Raw genomic sequence first — 4,074 nt, 5'->3', positions numbered from 1 at the left:
AGTTAAAATAGCTCAAGGCTGTGTTGCTCTCAATCCCAATAGCCAGCTATTGCTCAATCGAGCGCCTTACCTTGAGTTATTTTTCCTGCGCACAACAAGATCACAAACTTAATGGAACTGGTATAACTGCTGGTCCGAAAATTAATTTTTATTTATAAGGAGATTAAGATGATGAAAAATTCAATATGCCTATTGTTAGCTATATTGTTAACGGCATGTGCGAACAATATTAATACCCCCAATGGCGGCTCTCAGTGGGACTTTGACCATCAGGTACAATTTAAACAAACTGATTTAAAAGACGGTAAATACCACCTACAAGTCATCACAAAACAAAGTACAGAATTTAGTAAATTAGCGACTTTTCTTATGCGCCAATCATTACAGCTATGCAAAAGTTATGGTTTTAAAATTGAAGTGCTTGAAGGGGTTGAACGCTTTGATGATAAATTGTCATTTCCTAATATGATCATGCCGTCTTTATCAGCTAATATTGAGTGTCCTGCCCCGTAATACCAATCCCATTAAGTTATTGCTCACTTGTACTAGTTAAAATAGCTCAATGCTGTGTTGCTCTCACTCCCAATAGCCAGCTATTGCTCAATCGAGCGCCTTACCTTGAGTTATTTTTCCTGCGCACAACAAGATCACAAACTTAATGGAACTGGTATAATATAACTACCGAAAAATAACTATCGAAAAATAACGGCTGAAAAATAATTACCAAGTAGGCATAAAAAAAGGCTTACTTTACATTGCTGTAAAGTAAGCCTTTTGCTTAATAGTTTTTAGTTATTTGCTTTCAGCGCTTTAAAGTAATGAGCCTAGCTAGGATCAGCAATTTTAACCGCACCTAATACTGGTGTTGTTAATGCCTCAACCGGTGGAGCAAAGTCTGTTAGGTTAATACCATCTACAGCGCTTTTGTACTCTGCCAAGGTAGGAAAACGACCCAGCATAGTTGAAAGTACCACTAACGGCGTTGAACCTAATAATGATTCACCTTTTTTCTCTGCAGTATCGGCTACAACACGACCTTGGAATAAACGTGTTGACGTGGCAAGAACGGTATCACCAGGTTCAGCTTTTTCTTGGTTACCCATACATAAGTTACAACCTGGGCGTTCTAAGTACATAATGTTTTCATACTTAGTACGGGCTGAGCTTTTAGGTACAGCATCGTCAAATTCGAAACCAGAATACTTCTGTAGTATTTCCCAATCGCCTTCCGCTTTAAGCTCATCAACAATATTATATGTTGGCGGCGCGATAACTAAGGGAACTTTAAATTCAATTTTGCCATTTTGCTTTTCAATATTACGGAACATTTGCGCAATAATTTGCATATCGCCTTTATGTACCATACAAGAACCAACAAAACCTAAGTCAATCGTTTTATCATTGTAGAACGAAATAGGGCGAATAACGTCATGCGTGTAACGCTTAGATACGTCGTCGTTATTTACATCTGGGTCGGCAATCATAGGCTCGTTAATTTGGTCTAAATCAACCACCACTTCAGCGTAGTATTTAGCATTTTCATCTGGCGTTAATGCTGGTGTCTCGCCTGACTTAATGCCGGCAATACGTTGGTCAGCTAAAGCGATTAAACCGTTAAGGGTTTTCGCTGCGTTTTCCATACCTTTGTTGATCATGATTTGGATGCGTTTTTTCGCTAATTCAAGTGAACCAATTAAGGTATCATCTTGAGAAATACAGATTGAAGCTTTTGCTTTCATCTCTGCGGTCCAATCGGTAAAGGTAAACGCTTGGTCAGCTAATAAAGTACCAATGTGTACTTCAATGACACGACCTTGGAAAACGTTGTCGCCAAATTGCTTAAGCATTTGCGCTTGCGTTGAGTGCACAACGTCACGAAAATCCATGTATTTTTTCATATGACCTTTAAAGGTCACTTTTACTGACTCAGGGATTGGCATAGACGCTTCACCTGTAGCAAGTGCCAGTGCAACAGTACCTGAATCGGCTCCGAAGGCTACACCTTTTGACATCCGCGTATGTGAGTCACCACCAATAATAATTGCGCGGTCATCAACCGTGAGATCATTTAATACTTTGTGAATAACGTCAGTCATTGCAGGGTATTGACCCTTGGGGTCACGGGCAGTGATAAGGCCAAAAGCATTCATAAAGCTCATCAGCTTAGGAATGTTAGCTTTTGCTTTGCTATCCCATACCGATGCTGTATGACAACCTGATTGGTAAGCACCGTCAACGATTGGAGAAATAGTTGACGCAGCCATTGCTTCTAGCTCTTGGCACGTCATCGGGCCTGTAGTGTCTTGAGAGCCAACAATATTGACTTTAACACGAACGTCAGAGCCTGCATGTAATGCATTTTTAGATGTTACACCAACAGCGTTTCTATTAAATATTTTTTCAACTGCAGTTAAGCCTTGACCTTCAGTTGACATTTCTTTGGCAAGTGCAAAAACTACCGGCGCTTTAACACCTAAGGTTTCAGCGGCGAAATTTTGTAGTTTTTTACCAAATACAACCGCGTAAGAACCGCCTGCTTTCATGAACTCTACTTTCTGCGGTGTAAAAGCTGAAGCAACATCAACAAGCTCTTTGTCGCCGTTGTATAGCTTCATCGCTTTAGTATCGATAGTTAATACCGTTCCGGTAGCAACTGAGTAAGCTTGTTCTAGTACAGAATCGCCATTTTCGTCAACAACAGCTTTGCCGCTTGCATCGACTTTCTTAACCCAGTTTTTAAGATCAAGACCAATACCGCCAGTGACATCTACTGTGGTTAAGAAAATGGGAGAAATACCATTAGTACCAGCAACTACAGGGGCAATATTAATAAAAGGTACGTATGGACTGCCTTGTTTACCTGCCAACAGTGCGACGTTGTTAACACCAGACATACGAGATGAACCAACACCCATAGTGCCTTTTTCAGCAATTAACATCACTTTCGCGTTAGGATACTTAACTTGTAATGCTTTTATTTCTTCTTGAGCTTCTGGCGTGCTCATGCATTGGCCGTGCAATTCACGGTCAGCACGAGAGTGAGCCTGATGGCCTGGAGATAATAAATCTGTTGAGATATCACCTTCACCAGCAATATAAGTCACTAGGTCAATTTTTTCTGCTATGTCTGGTAGCTTTGTAAAAAACTCAGCTTGTGCATAGCTTTCAAGAATGTCTTTAGCTGTGGCATTATTGGCTTTAAATGCGGATTCAAGACGAGCAGTATCTGTTTCATATAGAAACACTTGGGTTTTTAATACCTCTGCTGCAGGTTGTGCAACCGATGCATCGTCAGATAAGGCTAAATCAAGTAGTGCTGCTACTGAAGGACCACCTTTCATGTGAGAAAGCAATTCAAAGGCAAACTCAACTGAGATTTCAGCAACAACAGATTCACCCAGAATGATTGCTTTTAAGAACTTGGCTTTTTCACCCGCGGCACTTGTTGTACCTGGCAAGGTATTATAGATGAAGAAATTAAGTGAATCGGCTCTGTGCTCATTATCTTGATCTTTAATTTGTGCGATAATTTCAGCTAATAACTCAGCACCATCAATTGGCTTAGGTGCTAGTCCTAATTCGTTTTTACGATTTTCAATCTCTGCTATATATTCTAGATACAGGCTCATTAAATTCTCTCTTCTTTAGCGATATTTTACTAATAACATTTATTAATAATAGTTATTAGCAGGACAAATCATACCCGCTAGTTTACCTGATTTTATGCTGACTACGAATCATTAGATTAAATAAGCGTTATTCACCATTGTTATAGTTAATAGACGATATAGTTATATTGGTTATGTTGGTATTTTTATCCGTTACTAGCTCAATAAAAAAGTACGGCAATTATCTTATTTAGCAGAAAAGTCTAATTTGCTAGCTGTTGATAATCTTCTATATTAAAGGCTAGTTATACCAGTTCCATTAAGTTTGTGATCTTGTTGTGCGCAGGAAAAATAATTCAAGGTAAGGCGCTCGATTGAGCAATAGCTGGCTATTGGGAGTGAGAGCAACACAGCCTTGAGCTATTTTAACTAGTACAAGTGAGCAATAACTTAATGGGATTGGTAT

General features: G+C 39.4%; 2 protein-coding genes. One reads left to right on the top strand and one right to left on the bottom strand.

Annotated features, from left to right (window positions below):
- The first annotated feature begins 168 nt into the window (after positions 1-168).
- Positions 169-513: a hypothetical protein gene (locus ESZ39_RS17240; protein ID WP_146881154.1), complete on the top strand. Its 345-nt coding sequence runs from the start codon at positions 169-171 to the stop codon at positions 511-513.
- Positions 514-824: 311 nt separating this feature from the next.
- Here ESZ39_RS17240 and ESZ39_RS17235 read toward each other — a convergent pair whose 3' ends face one another.
- Positions 825-3,629 carry a bifunctional aconitate hydratase 2/2-methylisocitrate dehydratase gene (locus ESZ39_RS17235; RefSeq protein ID WP_146881153.1) on the bottom strand — a complete coding sequence of 935 codons (2,805 nt, stop codon included), beginning with the start codon at positions 3,627-3,629 and terminating at the stop codon, positions 825-827.
- Positions 3,630-4,074 lie beyond the last annotated feature (445 nt).

The organism is Colwellia sp. C1TZA3, assembly GCF_007954265.1.
In the GTDB taxonomy this organism is placed as follows: domain Bacteria; phylum Pseudomonadota; class Gammaproteobacteria; order Enterobacterales; family Alteromonadaceae; genus Cognaticolwellia.
The sequence above is the reverse complement of the archived record's forward strand: the minus strand, read 5'-3'. Positions and strand labels throughout refer to the sequence as shown.